Origin of the sequence: Bradyrhizobium sp. CCBAU 53351, from assembly GCF_015291745.1 — a bacterium.
GTDB lineage: Bacteria > Pseudomonadota > Alphaproteobacteria > Rhizobiales > Xanthobacteraceae > Bradyrhizobium.
The window spans coordinates 4,361,643-4,387,067 of record NZ_CP030059.1; the positions used below are offsets into that span (position 1 = coordinate 4,361,643).

30 protein-coding genes and 1 pseudogene are annotated in these 25,425 nt (G+C 59.5%); 9 read left to right on the forward strand and 22 right to left on the reverse strand.

What is annotated here, in order from left to right; translation table 11 throughout:
- Positions 1-6 precede the first annotated feature (6 nt).
- The 7 genes and pseudogenes from XH83_RS20570 to XH83_RS20595 form a co-directional block, all read right to left on the reverse strand.
- A complete protein-coding gene (locus tag XH83_RS20570) occupies positions 7-672 on the reverse strand; it encodes an isoprenylcysteine carboxylmethyltransferase family protein (protein ID WP_194402610.1) in 666 nt (221 codons plus the stop codon).
- Between the two features lie 36 nt (positions 673-708).
- Positions 709-1,215 (reverse strand): hypothetical protein, encoded by a 507-nt coding sequence (locus XH83_RS20575; RefSeq protein WP_194402611.1) that lies wholly within the window; start codon positions 1,213-1,215, stop codon positions 709-711.
- Entirely contained in the window at positions 1,208-2,140 is a 933-nt protein-coding gene (locus XH83_RS20580) for a sigma-70 family RNA polymerase sigma factor (protein WP_194402612.1), read from the reverse strand. Before XH83_RS20580 ends, XH83_RS20575 begins: the two co-directional genes overlap by 8 nt.
- Before the next feature lie 33 nt (positions 2,141-2,173).
- Positions 2,174-2,625 (reverse strand): annotated as a pseudogene (locus XH83_RS20585) (carboxymuconolactone decarboxylase family protein).
- Positions 2,626-2,812: 187 nt separating this feature from the next.
- Entirely contained in the window at positions 2,813-3,244 is a 432-nt protein-coding gene (locus XH83_RS20590) for a flavodoxin family protein (RefSeq protein WP_371746365.1), read from the reverse strand.
- Positions 3,245-3,281: 37 nt separating this feature from the next.
- Entirely contained in the window at positions 3,282-3,440 is a 159-nt protein-coding gene (locus XH83_RS40395; RefSeq protein ID WP_371746100.1) for a hypothetical protein, read from the reverse strand.
- A gap of 149 nt (positions 3,441-3,589) precedes the next feature.
- Positions 3,590-4,435, reverse strand: coding sequence for a crotonase/enoyl-CoA hydratase family protein (locus tag XH83_RS20595; RefSeq protein WP_194402613.1), 846 nt, complete (start codon positions 4,433-4,435; stop codon positions 3,590-3,592).
- 424 nt (positions 4,436-4,859) lie between these two features.
- On the opposite strand from XH83_RS20595, the gene XH83_RS20600 reads away from it, so the two are divergent.
- Genes XH83_RS20600 through XH83_RS20610 form a run of 3 tightly spaced genes read left to right on the forward strand, consistent with a single transcriptional unit; the run spans position 4,860 to position 6,117 of the window.
- Entirely contained in the window at positions 4,860-5,171 is a 312-nt protein-coding gene (locus XH83_RS20600) for a helix-turn-helix transcriptional regulator (protein ID WP_194402614.1), read from the forward strand.
- 1 nt (position 5,172) lies between these two features.
- Complete coding sequence (locus tag XH83_RS20605) at positions 5,173-5,658, forward strand: SRPBCC family protein (RefSeq protein ID WP_194402615.1); 486 nt, start codon at positions 5,173-5,175, stop codon at positions 5,656-5,658.
- Between the two features lie 45 nt (positions 5,659-5,703).
- Positions 5,704-6,117, forward strand: a complete 414-nt coding sequence (locus tag XH83_RS20610) for an MAPEG family protein (RefSeq protein WP_194402616.1) — start codon at positions 5,704-5,706, stop codon at positions 6,115-6,117.
- 1,158 nt (positions 6,118-7,275) lie between these two features.
- Here the strand turns inward: XH83_RS20610 and XH83_RS39745 are convergent.
- The 3 genes from XH83_RS39745 to XH83_RS20625 all read right to left on the reverse strand — a co-directional run bounded on the left by XH83_RS39745 (position 7,276) and on the right by XH83_RS20625 (position 9,990).
- Positions 7,276-7,515, reverse strand: a complete 240-nt coding sequence (locus tag XH83_RS39745; RefSeq protein WP_246776281.1) for a sigma factor — start codon at positions 7,513-7,515, stop codon at positions 7,276-7,278.
- Positions 7,512-8,081, reverse strand: a complete 570-nt coding sequence (locus tag XH83_RS20620; protein WP_194402617.1) for a hypothetical protein — start codon at positions 8,079-8,081, stop codon at positions 7,512-7,514. The genes XH83_RS39745 and XH83_RS20620 overlap by 4 nt, the downstream gene beginning before the upstream one ends.
- Positions 8,082-8,874: 793 nt before the next feature.
- Positions 8,875-9,990, reverse strand: a complete 1,116-nt coding sequence (locus XH83_RS20625) for a glycosyltransferase family 4 protein (protein WP_194402618.1) — start codon at positions 9,988-9,990, stop codon at positions 8,875-8,877.
- A 666-nt stretch (positions 9,991-10,656) separates the two neighbouring features.
- On the opposite strand from XH83_RS20625, the gene XH83_RS20630 reads away from it, so the two are divergent.
- The 3 genes from XH83_RS20630 (at position 10,657) to XH83_RS20640 (ending at position 11,963) form a co-directional block, all read left to right on the forward strand.
- Positions 10,657-11,115 carry an Hsp20 family protein gene (locus XH83_RS20630; protein ID WP_194402619.1) on the forward strand — a complete coding sequence of 153 codons (459 nt, stop codon included), beginning with the start codon at positions 10,657-10,659 and terminating at the stop codon, positions 11,113-11,115.
- An 81-nt stretch (positions 11,116-11,196) separates the two neighbouring features.
- The gene (locus XH83_RS20635) at positions 11,197-11,694 is read left to right on the forward strand and encodes an Hsp20/alpha crystallin family protein (RefSeq protein WP_194402620.1); all 498 of its coding nucleotides are present in this window, start codon (positions 11,197-11,199) and stop codon (positions 11,692-11,694) included.
- A 74-nt stretch (positions 11,695-11,768) separates the two neighbouring features.
- A complete protein-coding gene (locus XH83_RS20640) occupies positions 11,769-11,963 on the forward strand; it encodes a hypothetical protein (RefSeq protein WP_027562110.1) in 195 nt (64 codons plus the stop codon).
- Positions 11,964-12,010: 47 nt separating this feature from the next.
- Here XH83_RS20640 and XH83_RS20645 read toward each other — a convergent pair whose 3' ends face one another.
- Both XH83_RS20645 and XH83_RS20650 read right to left on the reverse strand, forming a co-directional pair.
- Positions 12,011-13,690, reverse strand: a complete 1,680-nt coding sequence (locus XH83_RS20645) for an ATP-binding protein (RefSeq protein ID WP_194402621.1) — start codon at positions 13,688-13,690, stop codon at positions 12,011-12,013.
- Entirely contained in the window at positions 13,677-15,191 is a 1,515-nt protein-coding gene (locus tag XH83_RS20650) for an ATPase domain-containing protein (protein ID WP_194402622.1), read from the reverse strand. Before XH83_RS20650 ends, XH83_RS20645 begins: the two co-directional genes overlap by 14 nt.
- 297 nt (positions 15,192-15,488) lie before the next feature.
- Here XH83_RS20650 and XH83_RS20655 point away from each other — a divergent pair, with 297 nt between their 5' ends.
- Complete coding sequence (locus XH83_RS20655) at positions 15,489-16,127, forward strand: MarC family protein (protein WP_246776282.1); 639 nt, start codon at positions 15,489-15,491, stop codon at positions 16,125-16,127.
- A gap of 121 nt (positions 16,128-16,248) precedes the next feature.
- On the opposite strand, the gene XH83_RS20660 is transcribed toward XH83_RS20655, so the two are convergent.
- Both XH83_RS20660 and XH83_RS20665 read right to left on the reverse strand, forming a co-directional pair.
- Entirely contained in the window at positions 16,249-16,488 is a 240-nt protein-coding gene (locus tag XH83_RS20660; protein ID WP_194402623.1) for a hypothetical protein, read from the reverse strand.
- A gap of 24 nt (positions 16,489-16,512) precedes the next feature.
- Positions 16,513-16,695, reverse strand: a complete 183-nt coding sequence (locus tag XH83_RS20665) for a hypothetical protein (protein ID WP_194408506.1) — start codon at positions 16,693-16,695, stop codon at positions 16,513-16,515.
- A gap of 323 nt (positions 16,696-17,018) precedes the next feature.
- On the opposite strand from XH83_RS20665, the gene greA reads away from it, so the two are divergent.
- Positions 17,019-17,513 (forward strand): transcription elongation factor GreA, encoded by a 495-nt coding sequence (gene greA, locus XH83_RS20670; protein ID WP_194402624.1) that lies wholly within the window; start codon positions 17,019-17,021, stop codon positions 17,511-17,513.
- Between the two features lie 79 nt (positions 17,514-17,592).
- On the opposite strand, the gene XH83_RS20675 is transcribed toward greA, so the two are convergent.
- The 6 genes from XH83_RS20675 to groES all read right to left on the reverse strand — a co-directional run bounded on the left by XH83_RS20675 (position 17,593) and on the right by groES (position 22,793).
- Entirely contained in the window at positions 17,593-18,687 is a 1,095-nt protein-coding gene (locus XH83_RS20675) for a trypsin-like peptidase domain-containing protein (protein ID WP_194402625.1), read from the reverse strand.
- A gap of 133 nt (positions 18,688-18,820) precedes the next feature.
- Positions 18,821-19,156, reverse strand: coding sequence for a hypothetical protein (locus XH83_RS20680; protein WP_194402626.1), 336 nt, complete (start codon positions 19,154-19,156; stop codon positions 18,821-18,823).
- 143 nt (positions 19,157-19,299) lie between these two features.
- Positions 19,300-19,758 (reverse strand): Hsp20 family protein, encoded by a 459-nt coding sequence (locus XH83_RS20685; RefSeq protein ID WP_194402627.1) that lies wholly within the window; start codon positions 19,756-19,758, stop codon positions 19,300-19,302.
- Between the two features lie 532 nt (positions 19,759-20,290).
- On the reverse strand, positions 20,291-20,623 hold the full coding sequence (locus XH83_RS20690) for a hypothetical protein (protein WP_194402628.1): 333 nt from the start codon (positions 20,621-20,623) through the stop codon (positions 20,291-20,293).
- A 197-nt stretch (positions 20,624-20,820) separates the two neighbouring features.
- Positions 20,821-22,443 (reverse strand): chaperonin GroEL, encoded by a 1,623-nt coding sequence (gene groL, locus XH83_RS20695; protein ID WP_194402629.1) that lies wholly within the window; start codon positions 22,441-22,443, stop codon positions 20,821-20,823.
- Between the two features lie 35 nt (positions 22,444-22,478).
- Entirely contained in the window at positions 22,479-22,793 is a 315-nt protein-coding gene (groES, locus tag XH83_RS20700) for a co-chaperone GroES (RefSeq protein ID WP_194402630.1), read from the reverse strand.
- A gap of 296 nt (positions 22,794-23,089) precedes the next feature.
- On the opposite strand from groES, the gene XH83_RS20705 reads away from it, so the two are divergent.
- Positions 23,090-23,320: a hypothetical protein gene (locus tag XH83_RS20705; RefSeq protein ID WP_194402631.1), complete on the forward strand. Its 231-nt coding sequence runs from the start codon at positions 23,090-23,092 to the stop codon at positions 23,318-23,320.
- A gap of 43 nt (positions 23,321-23,363) precedes the next feature.
- Here the strand turns inward: XH83_RS20705 and rpoH are convergent, their stop codons facing one another.
- Positions 23,364-24,257, reverse strand: coding sequence for an RNA polymerase sigma factor RpoH (rpoH, locus tag XH83_RS20710; RefSeq protein WP_246776283.1), 894 nt, complete (start codon positions 24,255-24,257; stop codon positions 23,364-23,366).
- A gap of 264 nt (positions 24,258-24,521) precedes the next feature.
- Positions 24,522-25,391 (reverse strand): NAD(P)H-dependent oxidoreductase, encoded by an 870-nt coding sequence (locus XH83_RS20715; protein WP_194402633.1) that lies wholly within the window; start codon positions 25,389-25,391, stop codon positions 24,522-24,524.
- Positions 25,392-25,425: the final 34 nt, after the last annotated feature.

Consider the following 25,425-nt stretch of genomic DNA (forward strand, 5'->3'; position numbering starts at 1 on the left):
CTTCGATTAGTAGATGCCCGGCAACAGTCGGGCCGTGCGAACTCGATAGGTCCGGTATTGCTCACCAAACGCGCCGATCAGCAGGGCTTCTTCGGCATCCATCCGCGCGATCACCGGCACGACTGTCGCCGCTGCCAGCAACACGCCCGCAAGTGAGCGGAAGGCAAGGGCCCAGCCCAGGACACATAGAAGCATGCCGAGATAACTTGGATGACGGATCCAGCGATAGGGCCCGGTGGTGACGAGACGGTGTTCTGGCTGGATCGCGACAAGTCCACTGAAGCGATTCCCAAGGACGAATACGGGCCACAGTCTCAGCACTCCGCCCATCGTATAGATAACCACGCCACACCAGCGCGTTGTGTCGCCATCAATCGTACCCCAGTCCAATCGGTCCGTGAGAGCCGGTAGCCAGCCGATCAGAATGCCGAAGGCCGCGAAAACGGCAAGGACCCAGCGGTTTGACCGATCCTCACGCACGCCAGGGCTTAAATTGCCGGCGGTGAACATGGATGCGATCGTCAGCACGACCGTGACCACTGTCAGCACGGTGAGGGGTGCATGGGAAAAGAACGGGCGCAGCCCACCGCGCCCCAGAATGGCCAGGGCGATAAACGCGGCAGTCCCCAGCCCTGCCGTGATGAGGAGGAGCAGCGAGTGCAAATTGCTCATCTGGATCCGCTGTGAGGACGATCGAGCCTGCATTCGTCAGACTTTCCTCGTGGGTTGACTGCTCCCCCGGACTCCCGACAGGACTGCGCACAGCGCCAGCACCAACGCCAACAATGTCAGCGTCGCACTCGCCGCGTGCCCATATTCCCATTGCAGGCGGGCCACGCCGAGATTTGCCGGTATTTCGGTCCAATTCCGTGTGAGGGCGTTCATCGGATAGATAAAGCACCAGAAGATGACCTGGGCACCAATGAGTAAGGCAAGCGCTCCCAGCGAAAGCCAGCGCGCGACGGGAATGTCCCACATAGCGATGGCGTGGCCGAGCGTGCAGCCAACCGCGATGACGATCGCGACACCAAAGAAGGCCCAGCCATCATAAGCCCTTTGCATCGTCATGTAGTCGACCGACGACATCTTCAATTTGTTGAACATTTCAAAGAAGTGGGCGCCTTCCGGGATGAGGTAGATGGCAACCGAGATAACGGTCGTGATTCGAAGCAGGTCGGTCCCATATCTCCCTTGGCCGTTGGCACCCTCAGGCATCGTGGGGCCCTTTACTGTTGGCAACATGCGTCAGCTTGTCCGGATTCCGAACGACGTAAACCCTGCCGATCCTGCCGGTCACGATCTCGAGGGCGATGGTGAGAAGTTCTCCATTTGCTAAAGTTGCCACGCATCCAGGGAGCCCGTTGATCATCGCAGGACGCAGGTCGACAACAGGTTGCACGCGCTTGCGCGCCAGACCGGCGAAAAGCGCAATGATCCTGGGGCGTCCGACGATCGGATTGAGAGCGGCTCGTCGCTTGCCGCCACCGTCCGTGTACAGCACGGCGTCGTTTGAGAGGATATTCGCCAGGCCATCGACGTTGCCGGTCCGATAGGCCGTCATGAACGCCTCGAGGATTTCATTTCCTTTGTCAGGTTCAACCTCGAATCGTGGTCGCGACTCCCGGATGTGCGCACGCGCTCGCGCGGCGAGTTGCCGGCACGTTACCTGATTGCGTCCGAGCAGCCGGGCAACCTCCTCGAACTCGACATCAAAGACGTCATGCAACAGAAAGGCGGCCCGCTCGAGGGGTGAAAGCCGTTCCAGGGCCAACATCAATCCGATGGACAAATCGGAGGCATAGTCGCTCGCCGTCCCCGCGCCCAAGGTCTCGGCATCCAGCACGGGCTCCGGCAACCATGGGCCGACATAGGTCTCACGCTTTACGCGGGCGGATTTCATCTGATCAAGACAGATGCGAGTGACGACCTTTGCCAGGAACGCTCGCGGCGACTCGACCCTCGCCCTGTCGGTACCGTGCCATCGAAGGTAGGCTTCCTGCACAGCATCCTCGGCTTCAGTCAACGAGCCAAGCATCCGGTACGCCAAACCGGTCAAATAGCGACGGTGCTTTTCGAACTGGTCTGCCGCCCTGCGCCCGCTCTCTTCAGGCGAGCTTTGCTCCTGTAAGGGGTCCGTCATGGTGCACTCCCGAGGAAGTGATCGAGCTGAAACTCAGTTGGCTTGGGGTTCGTCTGGATGGTGAGCGCGCGCTCCTATGGCAAGGCGGTTGAAGGCATTGATGAGCGCGATTGCAACGGAGAGCGCGATGATCTCGTCCTGGGAGAAGCATCGCTGCACTTCTTCGAACAACTTCATCGGGCGCGTGAGTTTCTGCAATCCGCGTCAAGCTCTCCGTGCAACGCAAGCGCCGCCCGCTCCAGGTCCGAGAACAGCGCCGACTCGCACCAGGCGTCCAGCAGGAGAAGCCGGGTAGGACTCTCGCCGTGCTTGAGCGCCTCGCCGCTGTGCATGTGCAGACAGAAATTGCACCCGTTGATCTGGGAAGCTCTCACCTTAACCAGTGCGATCAGCTTCGGATCGAGAAGGCTCGCCGCCCATTGATTGGCGGCGCGCATAGCCTCAATCCCCTCATTCGGGCTTGCAAGATTGATGCGGGGTTTCATTTGGCGGCCTCCTTGACTGTCTAATGACAAAGAGACGACCGACGGCATCGATCGTGACATGTGCATTGCCTGGAAAAACAGGGCTGCTTTGCAAAACGTTCCAGGCTCATGCGGATTGCCAGGAGCCGCTTCCCTTCTCCCTCCGGCAACGCCGTCATCTTTGCCAGCGAAGCTCGATTGCAGGGTGTTAACGGATATCGTGCCGGGATCCAGCCCGTTCGGGGATCGATCTTCCCCTGGCCAATTGCCAGGCCGTTTCGGCCACCCGCCGGCCAAGGAACCTGGCCGTGTCCAAGTCTGATCGGGGCGGAGCCAGATCCGGACCCTGATCCACGTTGGATTGGGCTCCTGCTCCAAGCCAGATTCCAAGCCGGTTCCGCTCTTCGTCGGATCCCTGAGATGAGTTGTTGGCGGGAGGAAGCCCCAGATTGATCCAATGCATCCCATGCTGGGCGGCAAATAGCGATAGCTGTACAAGAGTCGAGAGCTTGTCTCCGGAACGGGCTCCAGAATTGGTAAAACCTGCAGCAAGCTTTCCGGACCAGGCGAAGCCCTTGGCCAGGACCGGCCGGGACGTGGCTTCCTGAAACGCCTTAAATTCCGCCGACGCACTTCCCATATAGGTCGGCGCACCGAATATGATGGCTTCGCACACCTCAAGGTCGATCCACCGCTGCTGCGGCTTCGATTACGTCCATGAGCAGTGCGTTGACACCCCGCACTTCCGCAGCTCCGTCTCGTACTGCTTCCGCTTGTTTTTTCGTGTGGCCGAAGCCGCTGTGATAGACGACAGCGACATTGATTGTCGATTCCATTACAGTCACCTCTTCCTGCATACTGACTGTTCAAGTACGCCGCCTTGCCGCTCTGCTTTCGTTCATCGTCATCTACGAGCTTCGGCGGATGACATTCGGCGGCGAAACTGACCAGACCGTCGGTTCTGGGCACGATCGCGCGACATGATCTATTTGCCGGGTGAAGAACCGCGTGAGGCGAGCAACTCTTCGGGATCGGCAAATTTCGCCGGCCGAACAGCCAGATTCGCAGCAACAGCCTCGATGTGATCCGGCGAGCCGATCAGGGCGTGTTGCTCCCGTCTCTCGCTCGCAAGACCCGCGCCTGCATCACAAGTAACGGCTTCGTTCAGGAGCCGCTTCGCGGCGCGGATTGCGAACGGGCTCCGGGTGGCGATTTCACGTGCGGTCTTCATAGCGGCCGCGTGGGGATTATCGACCACACGCGTGACGAGCCTGTAAGAAACAGCCTCTTCAGGACTGAAGATTCGACCGGTATAGGTCAGCTCCCTGACGACATCTTCCGCAGCAAGGTGACGCATCAGTTGCGTGCCCGACATGTCGGGCACCAAGCCCCACTTCGACTCGAGCACCGCCAGTTTGGTTCCCGGCGCCACGTAACGAATATCCGCACCGAGAGCGATCTGGAAGCCGCCACCGAACGCCAGGCCATGAACCGCCGCGATCACCGGCACGGGAAGCTGCCGCCATAACCAGACGACATGTTGAGCCCAACTAGCGATGCCGTGGGACGCTTGAGTAAGATCCGCAAACGGCAGCAAGCTTTCGCCTCGAGAAATTGCATCGAGCCGTTCGACATCCAGACCGGCGCAGAAGGCACGGCCTTCGCCGGACAGCACGACTGCTCGAACTGTTCTGTCGCGACTGAGCCGCTCACCCGCCTCTGCGAGGGCCATGAACATGGAGGGATCCAGAGCATTCATCTTTTCGGGACGATTCATGCGCACGTCAGCAACACTCTCTTCTACGACGATGGTCACGCGATCGTCCGTCATTGGGGCATCTCCGCGCTGGTACAACTCGAGCTAACTTCCTCGATGGACGAAACGATCGCGACAAGGGAACCGCCCGACCAACAAAGGGGAACAACCCGGTGAGGATGCCCTCACCGAATGCTCTCCCTCGACCGCTGTTGACCCGTCTTATCCATCAAAAACACTGACGAGGTGGACGCAGGTGCTGTGACACGCCCGCGCAAAATTTTGTCAGGCAGCGAACCCAAAAGCGCGCTCTGTCAGCACCAATCCTACAGTGAAAGGAGGGACCATCGACCCAAGGCTGTTGGCGCGTGCAATTCAGCCCCTTTGACCAGATAATTAGTCTATGCTAATCATTAGTCCCAACTTATTATCTCCTTGTATGCGGTTTGGCGGGCGGACAAGGTCCCCCTCCCCAGACTGCAGGCGTCAGAGCTTAGCCATGGTCAAAGATAGTGCGCAGCTTGCCGCCCTGGGGGATCCCACGCGAAGGCGAATATTCGAACTCGTGGGAACGCGGCCTCGCACTGTCGCTGAAATCACTCGAGAACTAACGGTCTCCCAGTCAGCCGTCTCCCAGCACCTCAAGGTTCTGCGCGAATCCCGTCTGGTTCGTGCCGAGCCGAAAGGTGCCAGCAACGTTTATCACATTGACCCGGCCGGGCTCGGCCAGATGCGCGCCTGGCTCGACCGGTTCTGGAGCAACACGTTGGCGGCTTACAAGGTAGCTGTCGAGAAATCACGAGAGGACTAGCATGAGCAGACACATATCGGCCGCACCCATCAAACAATCAATCGTGGTTGATGTCCCTATCGAGCGTGCGTTCAAGGTTTTCACTGAAGACTTCGGCAGCTTCAAACCACGCGAGCACAATCTGCTTTCTGTTCCCATAGCAGAGACGGTATTCGAGCCACGTGTGGGCGGTCACGTTTATGATCGTGGTATCGATGGCAGCGAGTGCCGCTGGGCGCGTGTGTTGGCTTTCGAGCCGCCTAATCGTGTGCTTCTGAGTTGGGACATCAGCCCACGCTGGCAACTCGAGACCAATCCCGACAAGACCAGTGAGTGGGAGGTGCGGTTCATCGCCGAGACGCAAAACCGGACCCGCCTGGAGCTTGAGCATCGTCACCTCGAACGCCATGGCGAAGGTTGGGAAGGCGTCCGCGAAGGCGTCAAGGGCGATCAGGGTTGGCCCCTCTATCTGAAAAGGTACCGCCAGCGGATCGCCGGTGAGGCTTGATGCTCGCCTTCTCCCTGCGTCCCTATCGTAATTGCGGAGGCCCTCATGGCAACTTATTCGTTGAGTGTTATCGGAGTACTTCTCCTCTGCCTCATATCCATTTTGCTGGCGATTCATTCGGGATCGTCCAAAGGCAGGGCGGGCGTCCTCTCCGGACCTGTCCTGCCGGCCGACGACGAAAACTTGTTGTACCGGATTGATCGCGTGCACATGAACGCGGTGGAGGCGCTGCCACCTTTTGTGGTCCCAGCCGTTCTGGCCATGATGGTAGGAGTCAGACCCGGCACACTTGCGACGCTCGTATGGATCTACGTTGCGATTCGTCTGATACACGTTGTGGTCTATTTGCGCGGCGGCAAAGCTGCCAAAGGCGGCAGCATCAGAACCATTCTCTATGTTTCAGGAGCGGCTGTGACTGTTATTCTAATTGCGACCACCGCCGTGGCAGCGATCGGCTGACATACCAAACAAAGCGACAGCTGAGCCCCCGAGAAATGCGGCTGCTTGCGAGCTCTCGTGGTCCAGTTGTCCCTTTTGCGCTAACAGCTGCTAATCTGTTGGCGAATGCTCGTACATGGAGTTCTAAGCGGCACCACCAGAAGTGCGAAATCGTGGAGGATCGTAAACTGGCGTACCAAATCGTACGATTGATGGCGGAGGAGTCCCCCGATTCAACTGCTCCGTTGCGAGGTGGACGGGTCAAGCTGCGCAATGAGGGAGTGACGATCTTCATCTCCGACAACTGAGTCAGCCCGTCCCTACTCTCCTGTCCCCAGACCCCGGAAATTTCTGTCTTCCAAAGCGCCAACCGAAGGGTCCCACCTTCCCATAGAAGGACTGCTGACATTGGCTTCGCAGGATTTTCTTTGATCTGCCGGTGCACACGTCGTGCACACGTCGCCTTCTAACCGTATGAAAGACTTAAACTCTCGCTCCAATCCATCATGCGGTCGCGGTGCCCCTCGGCGTGGACGATCAGGTCGGCGCCGTCAGCACGGTATAAAGCGGCTTGCCGGCCACCAAATGGTCCTGGCTGTCCTGAACCGCGCGGCGCACGCAATTCCTTTGATACGACACGGTTCGTGCTGCAAGCGTGGCATCCTAGATTCGACAATGATCGCCGACATCAGTGGCTTGGGCAGCAACTCGAGGAGTGCGCCACGGGCTGGTCATGCGAGCGGATCATCACCCATTGCTCGCCGGTCCGACATATCGATCCGCCGTGGCTTCAGAAGCCTCTCCTTCAAAAGCTCGACCTCAAGCTCAAGCGTAGTCTCCTAGACGCAACAGTAGCCAGTTTCCAACTCCGACAATTCTGTGCCCACCGTATCAGGCGCGATCCGGGGGGCAGAATTGAACGTGCTGCAACTTTGTCAGGGTTTCGGGTCAGGTAAATGGCGACGATCTTGCCGTCGCTGTGTTCGATGGCCATGGTGTCGATCGACCCGTCGCTCTCGCGCATCACAAATCCGGGGGAGCCATTGACCATAGCATCCCGCGCCGTGATGGCGGCAAGGGCCGGATTCTTGCGGGCGAGACCGTGGAGAAAACGCAGTATTCTGTCCGCCTCGAATGGGATTGAGAGCTGCAGCGCGTTTGCCGCCACTGGCCGATATACTACGACTCGCATCGTGCTCGCGCCGACTTCATGCGGTCCAGGCAAAACCGCGTCACGACTGTCGCAAGATAGCGATAGGGTTCCTTGACCTCGGTACGGTCGATGGCGTGCCACCGCAGATAGGCATCCTGCACGTCATCCTCGGCCTCGGCGCGCAACGCGAGCATGCGGTAGGCAAGCTTCGTCAGCGCGCGCCGAAGCGTCTCGAGAGCCGCGGCACCGTGGTCGCGGGTTGTCATGCGGCCGATGCCCGTCTAGGCGGCGTCACGTCTCGCATTACAGGAACTGTTTCGCCGCCGATCTCCAAACGCGTGCAAGTCCGGCCATGACCGAGTGCATATTTGATCGTCGGATACATCCGGCCTGAGAGGATGGCGAAAGAGAGAGCGACCAGCGCTCGTCTTCCGAAGTTCCGCACGACCTCTTCGCGCAACTCGTCGGCTTCCGGCGCGTGCCGCAAGGTCGCCTCTGCAAAGCGGGTAGCTAGGACCGCTTCCGGCGGCATGGCCGCGAAATCACGGGTGACGATGGCACGCAGCACCTTCGGGTCGACCCCCTCCTTCTCGGCCATGATGATGCCGAGTTGCGTGCAGGGTCCGCAGTCCTCCGCCATGACTGCGACCAAGCCGGCAGCGGTATAGGCGTTGACCGGGGCGCCGCCGCGATAGCGGCCTAGCGCCTGAAGCTTGCCGAATGCCAACATCGCCCACGGATCGATGTCGATGAGCTCGCGCATATAGCTGGCGTCGTAGTTCCACTTGCGTTCAAAGGCAGCGATCTGCCGCTTCAAAAGCCAACGCAACATACCTCTCCTCCTACGTTCGGTCCAAGCGGAAAGCCTAGGCGAGCGGTTCCAATACGCTAACTGGCCGCCATGGGCTTTCGCGTCTACGACGATGCAGGCGTTCGGTCTGTGACATGCTATCTGAAATATTTTGGCCTGTCGGGGGCTTCGCAGAGCGTCCAAGGCAGGGCCGACCCTATTCGGAGATCGCCTCGGCACGGGTCTCGTCGTGCTGATACTCGTAGACGGGGCACGAAGTCGTTAGACGAAAGTCGAGGCGCGAGACAGGAAGGAAACATCGGACCCCGCTAGGAATGGGCATTCTGATGATCGTGCAATAGCGCCGACGCGGGGCGGGTTAAGCTTCAGAGCCGATGCGGGTCACATTGGGCGCCGAATAACACCAGCGCGCTGAGCGCGGTATGCACGATCGCCGAATCGATGGACGAGGAAAACATCAGCTCGCCGATCAAGTCGTGGATGGCGTCCGCCGAATGAGAACTTCATCGGCCCGATCGCAGGCGTTCGGGAACGGCACGGCCTTCTCCACGTTGGCGCCTTCTGGCGGCCCGAAGCAACCTGCGATGGGGTCGAACGCGCACTCAATGTTTTTTGCGGAATCTTTTTGAAGCAAGTGGGCTCACTACGTGAACGAGCAATCGATATTGCTGCTTTGCGCATAGGCACCTTCAACCGCAGGCTCCAGAGCCGCTGCAACTAAGTCGGCGACCGGTAGCGTGCGCACTCGTAGAGCCTCTGTAGCTTAGAACAAACGCTCGGCAACAGCTGCAACAGATCTGCCCCGTTGGCGTCCTCAATTAACGTCATTTGCAACTGCGGCTCTCGCATGAGAATGGGGGGCCGAATGCCCAACCATACTCAACAGATGATGCTCGGATGCACGCATTCGCAGCATTTTCTGGTAAAGCTTCACGTACTCGGCTGCCATGCGCGTTGCGGAGAACCGCTCCTCGAAGCGGGCGCGGACGGCCTTTCGATCCAGCGAAAGCACTTTTGGCATTCTCTGTACGGCTTCGTCTGCGCTTTCGACGATGGATCCGGTGATGCCCTCTTCCACGATCTCGGCGACCGATCCTCCGCGGAACGCCAAGACGGGTGTGCCGCATGCCATGGCCTCGATCATGACGAGACCAAACGGCTCTGGCCAATCGATCGGAAACAGCAGTGCTGCGGCGTTTCCCAGAAATTCCGTTTTTTCGCTCTCATTGATTTCGCCGATGAACTCCACCCCCGGGCCGTCGAGCAACGGCGCAATGGTATCGCGGAAGTAGACCTCATCGGCATGATCGATCTTCGCGGCAATCTTCAACGGCAGTCCTGCTGCACGCGCGATTGCGATGGCGCGGTCTGGCCGCTTCTCGGGTGAAATTCGCCCGAGGAAGGCGAGATAGTTATCGCGCGGGTCATAGGCCGGCTTGTGCAGATCGAGCGGCAGCCCGTGGTATACAGTTGAGATGAAATTGGCTCGCGGCAGGGGCGCGCGCTGCGCGTTGGAGATCGACACCAACGGCATCTCAGGAAAATGGGCATAGAACGGCAGGTGGTCTGGCAGGTCCTGCCGCCCGTGGAGGGTCGTTAATGTCCGTCCCGCCTCGGTCCGAAACAGCGGAAAGTGCAAGTAGTCGACGTGGAAGTGGAGGACGTCGAACTCCACAGAGCGCTCCCGCACCTTGTCGAGCAGCACCATTTGATGCGGGGTGGAATTTGCAACATCCGGGTCGAGGCGCAGGGCCCGCGGCGTGCAGGGAACGAGCTCGGCGGAAGTGATGGAGTCCCCGCTCGCGAACAGGGTGATCTTGTGACCCTGTCTGACCAATTCTTCCGTCAGGTAGTGCACGGCCCGCTCAGTACCGCCATAGAGCCGGGGCGGCACGCTCTCGAATAGCGGGGCAATCTGCGCGATCTTCATTCGGTCCTCCGCATTTCCAATTCGGGACATTACTCGTCCAACATCAGGCCTGGGCGCCGCCAGCATGGCCATGCCGGCGCGCGGCAGCGCTATGAACCTCAGAAGGCATCACCCGTTCCGCGAGGGCACCATCCACTGCTATCATGGAGCGACGCCGCCTTGAGAATGGCTGTCCGCGACCAGCGGCGGTTATCTTCCGCCCGGCCCGCTCCGCAGCCGAGCGCCCGGGACTAAGCTCAAGGGGCCCGCGCGCGAGATCCCAAGCCGGCTAGGAGATCCGATGTTGACACCGAGCGCGGCGAAGCACGGCGGATCACTCGCAGGAAAGGATTCCAGAAGCGCTGTCTCGATCACAACGTCGGGGGCTGCTTGGGCCATGGTCAGTCTCACCTCAGGTAAGCTTCGAGGGACCGGCCGAGGCGCAGCAGGACGACAGGAACCCCTTCCAGATTCGTCTCAGCCGGACCCAACAAAGACATGGGTGCGACACTACAATTTTCGCAAGTCCTGGAAGGCCTTGAAACGATACGACCCGCTTCTAATTTCATGGGTAGCCGCGCAGCGATTGCACGGCAGGATCGGGCGCCTGGTACAGGGCCCGGTCAGCGGGCACCCGGCAGGTGTCCGGGGTGCTCTTATCCATGTTGCTCAATGGAGGATATGGCTATGACCACGCTTGATCTTGCCCCCCTGTGGCGATCGACGATCGGGTTCGATCGTCTGTTTGACCTTCTCGAGGACGACTCCGGCCGATGGACCGGCGGGGACAATTACCCGCCCTACGACATCGAACGTGTCGGTGAGGACCACTACCAAATCTCGCTGGCTCTTGCCGGCTTCACCCCTCACGAGGTCTCCATCACGGCCGAGCAGAACACGCTGACTGTCGAGGGTCGCAAAGCCGAAAAGGGCAGCCATCAATATCTCTATCAAGGCATCTCTTCGCGCCCGTTCCGACGGACCTTCAATCTGGCCGAGTACGTGCAAGTGAAGGGCGCCTCGTTCGAGGATGGCATGCTCAAGATCGATCTGGTTCGGGAGGTTCCCGAGGCGATGAAGCCGCGCCAGATTGCGATCGGCACACGTGATGATCACCAGCAAGGTGAGAACAAGCAAGCGGCATAACACCGCCTGCTCGCAATTGACTTTAGCGGCGTGGCTTCGCCGCGTCGCGAAGCTTAGGAACAAAAGAAAAGGAGAAGCTCTATGGCTATCACTGATCTGATCCCCTGGGGCCGCGGTCGTGATCTGACCACCCGTCGCTCCGAAAACTACAATCCGGTTCTAACCCTGCACCGGGAGATGAACCGACTATTCGACGACGTCTTCCGCGGCTTCGATGTCGCGCCATTTGGCGGCAGCTTTCTCGAGCAGTCGATGAATTGGCCGAGCATCGAGGTCAACGAGACCGACAAGGACGTGAAGGTCACGGCGGAATTGCCAGGTCTCGAGGAGAAAGACGTCCAGATCGAACTCGCTCATGGCGTTCTCTCGATCAAGGGAGAGAAGAAGACTGAGACGGAAGACAAGGATCGCCGGTTCAGCGAGCGGTATTACGGCAGATTTGAACGCCGCATCCCGATCGAAGACGTAGACCAGGACAAGATTTCTGCTGCGTTCAAGAACGGAGTGCTGACTGTCACCATGCCAAAGCTGCCGCAAGCAGACTCCAAGGTGAAGCGTATCGCGATCAACTCGAAATGACAAACTCGACGGGAGCGGCCTCCGCTCCCGTCGTGCTTCTACTAGAGCAACCGTCCCGGGGGATGTGCCCGACCATGGACACAAAGCGGAAATCGAGTTTTGCAGGCGCTTCGGATGTCGTTGCACATGCGGAGATCGCGGCTCAGCACATCAAGGAATTGAAAGTGGCCTGTGCGAATGGGGATAAGGACGGAGCCCGTCGATCGCTGCGCCAAGCGATCAGCGAACTTGAGTTGGCTCGCGCGATGGTGCGGACCGGTCTCGACTGAGAGCGAGCGGAGCTAAGTTGCGTTCGCATGCGCCCGGCTTGAGTAGACTATTGGCTGGCTTTTGTGTGTAGCATCGCTTCGATCTTGGCTGAGAGTTCCCGCGAGGAAAACGGCTTGCTGAGGAGCATACTGCCGTTCATACGTTTGCCGGTTTCTTCGATGAGATCTGGATAGCCGCTGCAGTACACGACGGGCAGGCCGGGCTGCTGCCGTTGAAGTTCAAGCCCGACGTCCAGCCCTGAGACGCCAGGCATCGCGAGGTCGATAAGCGCCAAATCGATGGCTTGATGCGAAAGGGTTGCCAGCGCAGCATCCAGATTGTCAGCCGCGATCGCCTGGTACCCGAGATCGTCAAGCATGCTCCGGGTCGTTTCGAGCACGCTGGCGTCATCGTCCACAACAAGGATGTGCTCCCTTGCGCCTACAGGTGGAGTACTCAATTGCCGATCTTCGCGTCCCACAAGTACATCGGTCGATCGGGGCAAGAGGATCCGCACAACCGTTCCCCGCCCAACCTGACTGTCAATTTTCGCGGTCCCGCCGGACTGGCGGGCAAATCCGTAGACCTGCGACAATCCGAGTCCCGTTCCTTTACCGGGCTCCTTGGTCGTGAAGAATGGATCGAAGGCTCGGGCCAGGACTTCCGGAGGCATTCCGGTGCCGGTGTCTTTCACTGCGATCGAGACATACTCACCTGGCTTGAGCTCAGTCTGCAGATCCTCCGGGACGCCGTGGAGAACGTCTGTCTCTATCGTAAGAAGGCCACCCTCGGGCATCGCGTCCCGCGCGTTGATCGCGAGGTTGAGCAACATCAGCTCCAGTTGCGTCGCGTCGACCAATGCAGGCCAAAGGTCCTTGTGTGTGACTACGTCAACCCGAATAGAGGCGCCCAAGGTTCTGGACAACATTTCTGCAACGGTGCCCACGAGCTGATTGACGTCCACCGGCTCCGGCGCGAGACGCTGCTTACGGGAGAATGTCAGCAGCTGTCCGACGAGCTTGGCCCCGCGCTGCGCTCCATGCATCGCGTTCCGGACATACCGCTGAATGCGTTCGTCCTCCACTCGGCGGGCAATCAGCTCAAGATTGCCGATGATCGCCATCAAGAGATTGTTGAAGTCGTGTGCAATCCCGCCTGTCAATTGCCCGACTGCCTCCATTTTCTGTGCCTGACGCAGCGCGACTTCAGTGCGCTCTCGTTCCACCATTTCGTCTCTCAGCCGCCTGTTCGCTTCCGAGAGCTGCTGTGTCCGCTCTTCAACACGCCGCTCGAGCGTGTCGGCCAGCTGCTTCAATTGCCTCAGATACTGTTCAGCCTGTCGCTGCCGCCTGCGACCGCGCACTGCTGCGAGCACCGCGCTCTTGAGAGAGGTGGCGGCCAATGGTCGCTCGAGGACCGTGACGTGTCCAAGCAGATCGATGAGTTCGGTAAGAGCCGAGCCATTGTTGCCGGTTCTCAGCGTTAGCAGCACGAAAGGAAAATCCGACCATGGCGGCTGATTGGCGATCCAATCGGCCAAGGCGCCACGATGCTCGTGAACGAGCGCTTCCTCTGCAATGACGGCGGCGGCAGCATCACTCAAGCTGGACACCAGTTCGGAAAGACTCGACTGCTCTAGCGCCTGAATGCCGACGTCGCGCAGAGCCGAACAAACCACCCTGGCGTCACGGCCAAACGGCGCCAGGACGAGTACCGGGCCGCTTTGGCCCTTCTCACGACCGTCCATTGGTAGCTGCCGTAAGTAGCGCGCCGTGCTGGCCGGTGTAGATCGGGGACCCCGACAAGACGCCCTGGAATTCCGCCAGCGGCGGCCCGACGCGAATACCACGGTTATCTAGCCGGTACTCTCTAATCTCGTCTTCGTGGCGTCCGGTGCGTTTCTTCAGGACCGAGATCGCGCGGCGGATTTTTCCAGCAGCTTCGAAGAAGCGCAACAGCAAGACCGCGTCGCTCAGATAGGTGAGGTCGACGCTTGATTGCATCGACCCGACAAGGCCGTGCTGCGCAAGGGTCAGGATGGTCACGACACCGCGGTGGTTCAGATAGGTCAGCATTTCGTGCATGAGGAGCAGCATGAATTGCTCGGCAGGCATGGCGTTTTGATATCCGCTCAAGCTGTCCAGCACCACGACCCGGACATTGTCCGTCTCGACCCGCCGGCGAACCATCCCAGTGAGTTCTCCGGGGGAAAGCTCTGCGGGATCGACTTGCTCGAGCACCAACTGCCCCGATGCGATCGGCTGATCCAAGTACCAGCCCATGCCGGCTGCACGTTTCATCAGGATTGCTTTGGTCTCATCAAAGGTCACAAAGAGAGCGCGCTCACCACGAGCGAGCGCCGCCATGACGAACTGCATGGCGATGGATGATTTGCCGGAGCCGGACGGCCCCATGAGCAGGGTACTCGTGCCGCGGTCCAGACCACTACCCAGCAGTTGATCCAGCTCGCTGATCCCGCTCAGAAGCGGTTCTGCGGGAGGCATGCCGTCGACGTGCTCGGACGCAATCAGACGCGGGAACAGAACTATTCCGCCCTTGCGGATGACGAAATCATGGAAGCCACCGCGGAAGCTGCGCCCCCTCATCTTGAAGATGCGCAGCCTGCGGCGCTCCGCACCATATTGCAGCGCATTATGCTCAAGCCTGACGACGCCATGGACGAGACTGTGCAGATTGAGATCGTCGGCCTGATCGGTAAGGTCGTCCAGAAACAACCCGGTGCAGCCCTCCTGGGCTAGGAAGTGCTTCAGAGCAATGACCTGCCGGCGGTATCGCAGCGGATTTTGCGCCAGGAGCCTAATTTCGGAGAGGCTATCGAAAACGACCCGCTTCGGTGCAACCCGCCTCACCTCGTCGAAGGTCATTTTCGTCGTTTCGCCAAGCTCAAGGTCAGAGGCATAGACGACGGTCTGTTGCTGCTTCGGGTCGAGGCTGAGTTCCGCCGGGACGAGCTCAAAAATCTCGATCCCATCGAGATCCCAGCCGTGGGTTTCGGCTACTTGCCGCAGTTCGTCCTTGCTTTCGGAGAGCGTGATGTACAGACGGCGCTCCCCCCTGGAGACGCCGTCGAGAAGAAACTGCAGGGCCAGGGTGGTCTTGCCGGTTCCCGGCTGGCCCTCGATCAAGTGCACGCGGTGCGATGCGTATCCGCCATCGAGAATGCCATCGAAGCCGGCGATGCCCGTAGACATTGCCTGCGTTTTGGTGCTGCCTTCAGGAATGTTCATTTGTCTTCCGATTTGCCCAAGCGCGCGCTAGCCAGCAGGCGTCGCTCCGCCCGGCCGGCATGGCTGGATGTGATTGGCGTGGTTTTCGCGAAGACAGGGCCAAGGCCCTTGAGCAGGCACCATGACTGCAAACATCTTCCTGAAGCGTATTTTCGTACGAATTTCCCACGTTCTGTCAAGCCGCTGGAACTGCCGCGGGCCGGAACCCGGACGGGAGGTTGGAGTTACCCGGCTCCCACGAAGCATCTCTGAGCACGACCCTGCTCGGCGGGCCAAAGCAAAGGGACTCGGAAGACTGTGGCTTTGAATCAGTTTGTCGGCACTATCATGCTTCTCTACGCCCTGACGAACCCGGTCGGAGCCATCCCGGTTTTCCTGGCAATGACCGGGCGCGCCGGCGCGGTGAAGACCCACCGGATCATCGTTTTGGCCTGCGCAGCGGTAGCTGTTTTCTTCGTTGGGTCTGCAATGTTTGGGAAGGAGATCTTGGCCTTCTTCAATGTGGGGCTCGATGACTTTCGGATCGCGGGTGGACTGCTCGTTCTGGTGATCGCGTTCGAAATGTTTCAGGCACATTATGGAAAGTTCATTCCTCGCACAGATGAGGCGAACTATAGCGAGGTCGACATACATGGTCTGGCCATCACGCCATTTGCATTTCCGTTGCTGGTGGGGCCGGCTGAGTTGAGCATCATGATCACCCTCTCGAACGATAACCCAGGATGGCTTGGCAAGGCCTTCTTGGCCGCCGCAGCCGTTCTCGCGACGTCGCTGATCGGTTTGACATTGTGGATGGCTGCTGCGATCGAACGCTTCCTGGGGCGAACCGGCATCAACATTATGACCCGTGTAATGGCCCTCATCATCGCGGCAATCGCCGTGAATTTCATCATGACGGGAATCAAGAGCCAACTGCCTGGCTTGGTGAGCCGGTAGGACAATCCAGTGACTGCCAACTGCGGCATGATGTCGTTTTATTTGGGCAAGTCTTGGCCACGCTGGCGCGATCGCAGCTCCATCGAAATCAATCCCTCATCTCAAGAAGACGCGCCCGGGACTACGCCGCCGAGTTGAAGTCGCTCCTCTTGGCCCGCTCAGCCGCTGCACGGCTTACCGCAATCGCCATCCAATCTCGCAACAAACCTCTGTCCTCCCTGGAAAAGGACGCTCGCCGTTTGAGATCCTCAAGAGTCTCGCCGGGATGGCATCGCTCGAAGTCCTCGCGGATCAGCGATTCGAGATATGCCGTCTCATCTTGAGCTGCACCGCCCAAATCGGAATCCGGCTCGTTCGGCATAGATGCCCCCCCTTTCCGCGGTTCTCAAAGCCTATCCGGGCTATCAACTGCGTCCAGTTCGGCATCTATTTTTTCGAGAAGACGTTCGATCTCCTCGCGCTCCCTTGGACCTGGATCTTCTTCCAGGCGGCTGATCAGGTGCTGCTTTCGCGTCAGGAGCCTTGCCACGCTCATCATCGGAGGCGTGAGTTCGGGATGCTGGTACATTGGTCGACACCCTATCTTCATTGTCGCAATGCAGCCAAGGCGACACTCCGAAGCGCTCGGCCGGGAGAGTGCCAGAGTCCGCTCTGGATACGCGCAAAACTCCCGATCGGAACGTCAGTTCCTCCAACGCTAAGAGGGATCGCTATGGAGCAGCAATCCATCCAGCGCAGGGTTGATCGCTAAGGGCAAAGGCGCGCCTTGGAACAGGCGATGTTCAGCATAGTTGCCAGCCGAATGGCGCCGAGTGCGGGGCGGCCGGCAAACGACAGCGCGGCCGTTCTTGGCTCTCGGCAGCGCTCTTAGGAAACCCGGTAGCGAATGCGATGCCAACCCTCCCGATGACTGCGGCCGGTTATGCCGCTCTTCAGACCGAATTAGCCAACCGCATACGAATTACGCGGCCCCATCTTGCCGAGCGTATTCAGCAAGCGATCGCGGACGAACCCAATCTCATTGAGAATTCTGAGTATCAGGCTGCGCAGACCGAGCAAGGCCTCAACGAGCCTCGCATAGCCGAGTTGGAAACCAAACTTGCACGTGCAGAGGTCATCGATGTCTCGAAGCTCTCCGGCGAAACCGTCAAATTCGGCGCGACGGTCACGCTGACGGATCTGGATACGGGCGAGGAGCGAATTTGCCACATCGTCGGCGAGCCGGAAGCCGATGCGGCCAGAGGCAAGATTTCAGTCAGCTCACCCCTCGCACGAGCGTTGATAAGCAAGTCCCAAGGCGCAGTCGTAGCTGTCGAGACCCCAGGAGGCGACAAGAGTTACAAGATTGAGCAAGTTAGGTGGAAAATGCAGACGGTCCGGCTTTGAGCCAATAGGGCCTGCCTGGGCATTGCTCACCTTGCGGATCTGGCTGTGGACCGGCCACATTGTCTCGCACCCGTTCGCATTAGCGCGAAAGGCGAGTGGATGTACTGCTTGCCTGGATGGGCGGAGCAACCTTCACGACTGCGGAACTGGTTTGGCCGCCCCGCACGATAGTAAGCTTCACATCCTGACCGACGCGTGAAAGGCCGATTTTTTTACGAAGTTGTGACGCGGTGCGGATCGGACGGTCATCTGCCATGACCACGATATCATCCTTTCGCAAGCCGGCCTTTTCAACCGGAGAGTCTGGCGCGACCTCCGCGATCACTGCCCCTTCGTTGCGGCCTTGGTTCGTCGACGGTTGGAGCTCGCGCAGTGAAACGCCAATGCGGCCACGCTCAACGTGTCCCTGAGCTACAATCTGCTCCATAACCAGCCGGGCCATATTCACGGGAATTGCAAAGCCGATCCCGACATTCCCTCCGCCCGGCGAAATGATCGCGGAGTTGATGCCGACCAACTCGCCGCGAAGATTCACCAATGCGCCGCCGGAATTTCCCGGATTGATCGCAGCGTCGGTCTGGATGAAGTCTTCGTAGCCGTCCTTGCTCAAGCCAGTGCGACCTAGCGCACTGACGAGCCCGGACGTAACGGTCTGGCCGAGACCAAAGGGATTTCCGATCGCGAGCACGAAATCCCCGACCTCAAGCGCATCACTGTCGCCGAAAGGCAGTCCCTGAAGGCCGGCAGGGTTTTGGATCTGCAGCACTGCAACGTCAGTCGGCGGGTCGCGCCCGATCACTTTCGCAGATAACTGCCGGCCGTCCTTGGTCGTGATCTGAACGACTGAAGCGCCTTCGACAACATGATTGTTGGTCAAGACATAGCCGCGCTTGGCATCGACGATGACTCCCGAACCGGTCGAATTGATTTCCTTCTCGACCTGCTTGGGAATGTCGAAAAACTCACGAAAGAACGGATCCCGATAAAGCGGATTGTCCTCACGGACACGGCCGTGCACGGAAATATTCACAACAGCGGGCGTCACCTGTCGAACCACCGGCGCCAATGTTGGCACAGAACCACCCGTCTTCAGGTTCGGCACTTGGGCTATAGCCGGTGAAGCCCCGAATAGCACCACCACCAGAAGCCACAATATTGTTCGCTGCCCCAACATTCCGATCACCCTTGCATGCTTGTGGGATCGTCAATCTGAAGCAGAAGCGCTCCTTCCAATGCTAGGAGCGAAATTGCCCAAGCTGCTGCGGCATGGCCAAGCAGCACGATCGCTAGAACGGCTTCCGTGACCATCACAGCGCCCTGCGCTGAGCGGCGGCAGCCCAGGGCCGCCGCAGCCGCATGGGGACGCCACCGCCACGGGGCGGATCGTCATCGCCGTCTCCGTCGAGTTGGCGCAACGCTGCCAGTATGTCTGCCAACTTCACAGCGTGGCCCGTTCCGGGGACCTCCCGCAGGTCGGGACAGGATTCCACGGCGTACATGTCCGACGCCCACGAGGACAGGATGATCCGCTTCTCAGGCGTCGAGAGCTCCTTGTCCTTCAGGACTTCCGTCGGAGAAACGTAGTGAGCGGCGGAGTGGAAGAATGGGTGAAGACCATCGCCGTCGATTTTTACGTTAGTCATGGCTCGCCTCCCTATTCACTCCTTTCCAAGGGATGGTGCTCGAGATTTGGGTGGCGGCGCAGTCGATGTCGCCACCCATGTTGAGATAAAATAGGACAGAGAACGACTTCCGTTGAGAATCGCCCGTCCATGGATCGAGGCTACTAAGCGGCCTTCTTCTGCTCGATCTGCGGTGAAGCAGCTGCTCCACTTCCGATCTGGATCTTGCGCGGCTTCATCGCTTCCGGAATCTCTCGAACGAGATCAATGACCAAGAGACCGTCCTGGAAGGATGCCTGCTTCACCTGAACGTAGTCGGCCAGACTGAAGACTCTCCGGAACGGTCGCGCCGAAATACCTTGATACAGATACTCGCGCGCAGCACCATCGGATTTCCTGCCCTCGATCGTGAGAGCATTCTGTTCAGCCGTCACCGAGATATCGTTGGCACCGAAGCCTGCCACCGCCAGCGTGATTCGATAGTGGTCCTCGCCGGACCGCTCGATATTGTACGGCGGGTAGTTGTCCTCCGTCGGCTGGCGCGACATGCCGTCGACGAGGTCAGCCAGATGATCGAAGCCGACCGTGGTGCGCCAAAGTGGTGCGAAATCAAGTGTCCTCATAGCCAAGTCCTCCAAAGAGCAATATGGATACGAAGCAAGGCAGGATCGGAGTTTCGATTATCGTCGAACACCCCGGTCCAGCGCCTCGTGCCGAGCCCTGCCTGGCGCTCGACACACCGCAGTCGCGGTCGAGAAACGAACTAGAACTGACACTCGTGAATTCAAGAGGCTGTGCACTTTTTCTGACCGAACCTCGCCTAGCGGCTCAGCGACTACGCGGCCAGGCGATCCGGGTGAGCGCCCCGGCGCAGGCCATCCATGACTCGCTGCTCTCGCTCACTCCGGGCTTGATTGAGCTGCCGCTCTTGCTCGCTCCTCGCGGTTGAGAGCAGGCTCGCGTAGTGACCGATCACCTTCTGACAGCCTCGGATAAGGAAGTCGCGGACGCCAAGCTCGACTGCTGTGCTTGAGGCTGCATCGGAGCTCCCGCGCACGGAATACCTCGCCGAATTCGCTTCAAGCATGATTGTCGCTCGCTCTTGATGACTTTGCATAAGGTAGTGAGCGGCCTTAGCGGGCCGCTCACTGACATTCAGCTAGCTGCCGCCAGTCCGGCGGGATAGGGCGTCGGCTGCGGCCAAATACCCGTCGGCGCGGAGGTCTGCGGCAGCAAGATGTCGATCTTCATCGTTGCCGCCGCAGGCTGCCACTTCAGCCACGGCATCGTGTCGAGATACGGGATTGGCGGCAGTGGCAGTCCAGTGAACGCACCCTGTGTAGCCTCGGCTCCCCGCGGGCTTTCCATGCCGTAAGCACCGAAGGCGGTCAGGGACATTGCGCTGCCCATGACCAGAGCGAGCAGTCGTCGCCGCAAATTGCGGTTGGTCTCCGTCCGGGCGGAGAACGTATGGTGATGGCTCAGCATCTATACTCCTCCCATCGTTCGAAAACAGATCCAGGCAATGGTGACAAAGCTCAGGGAGAACATGAACCAATGGATCGCGTCCTGCCTCATCCTGAGCCGACGACGATTAGACTTGTTCATGGGACACTCCATCTTTGGAAGCGGTCTTCTCTCCTCTCATCGGTGGAGCCCGGCCTTGATCGGCCGGGCTCTCTCGTTCAGAAGTCCATGGCGGGAGCGGCCGGAACTGGTTCAGCTTTCTTCGGCTTTTCCGCCACCAGTGCCTCGGTCGTGATCAGCAGCGAAGCTATCGACGCGGCGTCCTGCAAGGCGGTGCGGACGACTTTGGCGGGATCGATCACACCGGCTTTCACCAAGTCCTCGTACTCGCCAGTCGCCGCGTTGAAGCCCCAGTTGTAGCTCTGGTGCTCCAGAAGCTTGCCGACGACCAATGAACCATCCTCGCCGGCGTTCTGCACGATTTGGCGAGCCGGCACCTGGATTGCACGGCGGATGATATCGATACCGGCCTTTTGGTCGGCATTTGACGTCTTGATACCGCCAAGCGCCTTGAGAGACCGCAGAAGCGCTACCCCGCCGCCGGGGAGAATGCCTTCCTCCACCGCTGCGCGGGTAGCATGCATCGCATCGTCGACACGGTCTTTGCGCTCCTTGACTTCGACCTCCGTCGCACCACCCACCCGGATCACGGCGACGCCTCCGGCAAGTTTGGCGAGGCGCTCTTGCAGTTTTTCACGATCATAGTCGGAGGTCGTTTCCTCGATCTGAAGCCTGATTTGCTGGGCGCGCGCCTCGATATCCTTCTTGGCGCCCGCGCCTCCGACGATGGTGGTATTGTCCTTGTCAATGACCACCTTCTTGGCGCGCCCGAGCATCTTCACCGTCACGTTTTCCAGCTTGATGCCGAGGTCCTCGCTGATGACATTGCCGCCGGTCAGGATCGCGATGTCCTCCAGCATGGCCTTGCGACGATCGCCGAAGCCAGGCGCCTTGACGGCCGCGACCTTCAATCCGCCGCGCAGCCTGTTGACGACCAATGTCGCAAGCGCTTCACCTTCGATGTCCTCTGCGATGATCAGGAGTGGCTTACCGGACTGAACGACCTGCTCCAACAGCGGCAGCATGGTCTGCAAGCCGGACAGCTTCTTCTCGTGAATCAGAACGTAAGGATCCTCGAGTTCGACGCGCATCTTCTCAGGGTTCGTGACGAAATATGGCGAGATATAGCCGCGGTCAAACTGCATACCCTCAACCACTTCGAGTTCGGTATGCAGGCTCTTGGCCTCCTCGACGGTAATCACGCCCTCATTGCCGACCTTATTCATGGCGTCGGCCAGGAAGCGGCCGATCTCGGTATCACCATTGGCGGAGATTGTGCCGACCTGCGCGATTTCGTCATTGGCGGTGATTTTCTTGGCGTGGGATTTCAGATCGGTCACGATGGCCTCGACAGCGAGGTCGATCCCCCGCTTCAGGTCCATCGGGTTCATGCCGGCGGCGACGGATTTGCTGCCCTCCTTGAAGATGGCCTGAGCGAGCACGGTCGCCGTTGTGGTGCCGTCACCGGCGGCATCGCTCGTCTTTGAGGCGACCTCGCGCACCATCTGCGCGCCCATGTTCTCGAACTTGTCCTCCAGTTCGACCTCTTTGGCGACGGTTACGCCATCTTTGGTGATGCGCGGCGCACCGAACGATTTCTCGATCACGACGTTACGCCCCTTCGGACCGAGTGTGACCTTCACCGCGTTTGCCAGTGTGTCGACGCCCCGCAGCATGCGCTCTCGGGCCTCGGTTGCGAACTTCACGTCCTTGGCAGCCATTTGATCTCTCCTTTCCTCCTATGACTGTCAGCGCGCTAAGCTGCCTTCTTGACGGTCGCTGTCGTGTCGACAACACCTAGAAGGTCGCTCTCCTTCATGATCAGGAATTCTTCGCCGTCAATCTTGACCTCCGTGCCAGACCACTTGCCGAACAGGACACGGTCACCGGGCTTGACGTCGAGTTGAACGAGCTGGCCATGCTCGTTGCGTGCGCCTGGGCCAGTGGCGACAATCTCGCCCTGCTGCGGCTTCTCCTTTGCTGTGTCTGGAATGATGATGCCGCCGGCGGTTTTCTCCTCGGCGTCGAGACGTCGCACGAGCACGCGATCGTGCAAGGGACGGAAATGCATGCACATCCTCCTTGGGTAGGTTCAGCGATGTCCAAAATCCGGGTCCGTAACGGCCCCCGGGCGAAAAAGCACGTAGGAGCGAGGGATCTACTTTCAAGGGGAAGGAAGAAAATTTTTGGCGGCGAAGGCCGGCTCGTCGCTATCGCTCGCGGCTCGCATCCGGAGAGTCTTCCCCAGCGTCCAGAATCGCTCGCCGCGCGTTGAAAACTGAGATCATCAAACCGAGATGTTTTCTCGGCTGCGGAGCAAACTCTGCGCAGCAAATTGGAGCATCTTCGAAAGGAGGATAACCAGAGATGCGGACTTTATTGGTACTTGCTGCTCTACTCGGGATGGTGGTTTCGCTGCAGGCGAAAGAAGCGGATTCGTCGCGAGCGGTGCGAAGCTCCGACGCCGCGGTTAAGCAGTTTGTCAGCAATCAAAGCGGCCAGCCGCGCGGCAAGCCCGCAAGAACAAGGTCCGAGGGCGGCAAGGACCGTGAATTCTCGGCGGAAGCCATCGTGCCTGATATCTGCACCGGCTGCTGATCCATCGATCAGCAGCCGGCCAGCGGTCTTTTGTGTTCTGCTTCTAGTATGCGCTTGCTGAAGCAGCCTCAAAATCCGGAAGGCGTACGCACATCATCGTCTTGATGCGCTTCAACGCACGCTGCTCGATCTGGCGGATACGCTCACGAGAAATCCCGAAGGTATTGGCAAGATCGTCAAGCGTGCTTTGCTCTTCCGCCATGTAACGGGCTTCGACGATGGTGCGTTCTCGCGGAGAGAGCGCACTCAGCGCCTCCGAGAGTGCGGCCTTCTGCCGTTCACGGTCTCCGGCATCCACAAGCTGGGTTTCAGGATCAGGAGATGAATCGGCGAGCCTGTCTTGCCATTGCTCGCCTTCTTCGTCACTGAGCTGAACGTTCAGCGTCATGTCGCCACGGATCCGTCCGTTCATCTCGACGACGTCGGTTTCCCTAACTTGAAGATGTTCCGAGATCTGCTTCACCTGCTCCGGCGAAAGCTCGCCATCGTCCGGCGCACCAAGGCGTCTCTTCAACTTTCGAAGGTTGAAGAACAGCTTTTTTTGCGCTGCAGTTGTGCCGAGCTTGACGAGTGACCACGATCTCAGGACGAACTCCTGCACGGACGCCCTGATCCACCAGGCGGCATAGGTCGCCAGGCGAAATCCCTTCTCAGGGTCGAACCGCTTGACGGCCAGCATCAATCCGACGTTGGCTTCCGAGATGAGATCGGCGATGGGCAATCCATAGCGCCGATATTTCAGCGCGATCTTGGCAGCCAATCGTAGATGGCTCGTCACCAGACGGTAGGCAGCTTCGCGATCCCCGGAATCGCGAAGACGCCTTGCATACATCACTTCTTCGGATGCATCGAGCAGCGGGAAGCTACGGATCTCCTGCAGATACCGCGACAACCCGGCTTCCGAATGGATGGCAGGGAGGGCTGACTTGATTGACATGACCTGCCCTCCTTCAGAAGCCATCGCCGCTCTTGAGCTCTAACGAGCGGCCAGAGGGAAGACGCAGCCGCGCGGACCCACCGAGGTGAGTGGGGCTGATCGACTGCCATGCGACGATACAGGTAGCTTTCATATCCAAATCCTCCATGGAGCAAAATGGTACGAGCCGCCGTGTCGCCTGGCTTAGCTGGGCCCTGAGGCGCCCAACGGCACTCAGGCCGGCGGCGCCAAAAGAACTGCGAACCCAATGGGTTGTTCCCAGTATCAGCTAGCTAATTCGTCGGAAGCCAAGCTGCCGCGGCCCGATAAGGCGGAGGACGCGTGCGGCCTACTCTCCTGCCTGCCATGACCTTCTCGATCGAGGTGAAGTGCGAATCCGCTTGTGCCGGGAGCCTCTAGCCCGGCGCGGAGTTGCATGCTCGGGATCAGGTAATCGCCACCATTCTGTCGCCGGTACGGAATGGGCGCGGTGGTCGCGAGCGCGCGCATCCGCTCACGCAATTCTTCGGCAATAGGCGCAAAACCGGCGTCGTCCAGCCGGTCCACGCGATAGACCACGAAGGGCGGAAGGACTTCATAGCCGGGATAGTAGAGAATGCCGTGATTGATGGGGAACAGCAGGTCGTCGATCGGCCCGTTGACGCCGCGATCGGAATAGTGCTCCTCCCATCCACCGGCAGTCACGACCAGCATCGCGCGCTTGCCCTTCAAAGTCCCGTCGCCATAGCGATCGCCCCACCGCTTGTCGCTGTGTTCGCCGACCCCATACGCGAACCCGTAGGCGAACACCCGGTCGACCCAGCCCTTGAGGATCGCCGGCATCGAAAACCACCACAGCGGAAACTGCAGAATCAGGACATCCGCCCATAACAGCTTTTCGATCTCGGCTTTCACGTCGCTGGTCAACGAGCCCGCCTCGAAAGCCTGCTTGGAGGCCGCGGCCGGCTTGAGCCGTTCACCTTGCCCGAGCGACGGAAAGTCCCCCCTGCCGACCTCCGACTTCCAGCCCTGGCCATAGAGATCCGACACCTGCACGTCGTGCCCGAGCCGCTCGAGTTCCCTCACAGCGACGTCTAGCAGCGCGCCGTTCAGCGAGCGCGGCTCCGGATGGGCGAAGACAATCAATACTTTCATGACAGCACCTCCTGATGAGTGACGTTGATCAGGT